Annotated in this window: 1 protein-coding gene and 1 pseudogene; one reads left to right on the forward strand and one right to left on the reverse strand. The window is 66.9% G+C overall.

The features are described 5' to 3' along the window. A pseudogene (locus HX846_RS38295) lies at positions 1–299 on the forward strand (class II histone deacetylase); the annotation flags it as partial. On the opposite strand, the gene HX846_RS38300 reads toward HX846_RS38295, so the two are convergent. Next, the coding region (locus HX846_RS38300; protein ID WP_178967590.1) for a glycerate kinase at positions 296–1,036 on the reverse strand (741 nt) is incomplete at its 5' end. The pseudogene HX846_RS38295 and the gene HX846_RS38300 overlap by 4 nt on opposite strands.

Below are 1,036 nucleotides of genomic sequence, written 5' to 3' on the forward strand. Positions count from 1 at the left end.
CCGTGGACCCGCTGGCGCGCATGCTGCTGCACAGCGAGTCGTTCCGCCTGATGACCCGTACAGTACGCCAAGCCGCCGAGCGCCTGTGCCAAGGGCGCCTGGTGCTGGTGCATGAAGGTGGTTACAGCGAAGCCTATGTGCCGTTTTGCGGGCTGGCGGCGCTGGAGGAGTTGGCCGGCGTGCGCACGGCGGTGGAAGACCCGATGCTGGAGTTTGTCCAGTTGCAGCAGCCCAAGGACGTACTGCTGGGGTTTCAGCGCCAGTGGATCGACCGACTGGCGCAGGGCTTTGAGGCTTAGACCGCCAGGGCGGCCACACGCCAAACCCGGGCAATGTCCGAGGCGCGCTCGCGCAACAGGCGCGGTGCGTCGCTGCAGGCCTGTTCCAGGGTAGTCGGGCCGGACGGCAAGGCGAACGCGGCATCCACACCGTGGGCGTACATTTGCTCGTAGCCATCCCCCAGGGTGCCGGCGATCACGATCACCGGCACGTTGTGCTGCCTGGCGATCCGCGCCACGCCAAACGGGGTCTTGCCGCGCAGGGTCTGGGCATCAAACCTGCCTTCGCCGGTGATCACCAGGTCGGCGCCACGCACGGCTTGCTCAAGCCCAACAAGCTCTGCGACCACTTCAACACCCGCGCGAAACTGCGCGCCAAGGAACGCCTTGGCGGCGAAACCCAAGCCACCGGCGGCGCCGCTGCCGGGTTCGTCGCGTACGTCTTTGGGCAATACCCTGGCGCAGTGATCGGCAAAATGGCCGAGGGCCGCATCCAGTTGCTCGACTTGCTGGGGAGTGGCGCCCTTTTGCGGGCCAAAAATCGCCGAGGCCCCGTGAGGACCGCATAAAGGGTTGTTCACGTCGGCGGCGATTTCGAAGCGCACTTCGTTCAGGCGGGGGTCCAGTTGCTCAAGGCTGATGCGCGACAGCTTGCCCAGCGCCAGGCCGCCAAGGGGCAGCGCTGCTCCCTCGGCATCAAACAACTGCACACCCAGGGCTAGCATCGCCCCGGCGCCGCCGTCGTTGGTGGCGCTGCC

Source organism: Pseudomonas sp. K5002, assembly GCF_013386655.1.
Lineage (GTDB): Bacteria > Pseudomonadota > Gammaproteobacteria > Pseudomonadales > Pseudomonadaceae > Aquipseudomonas.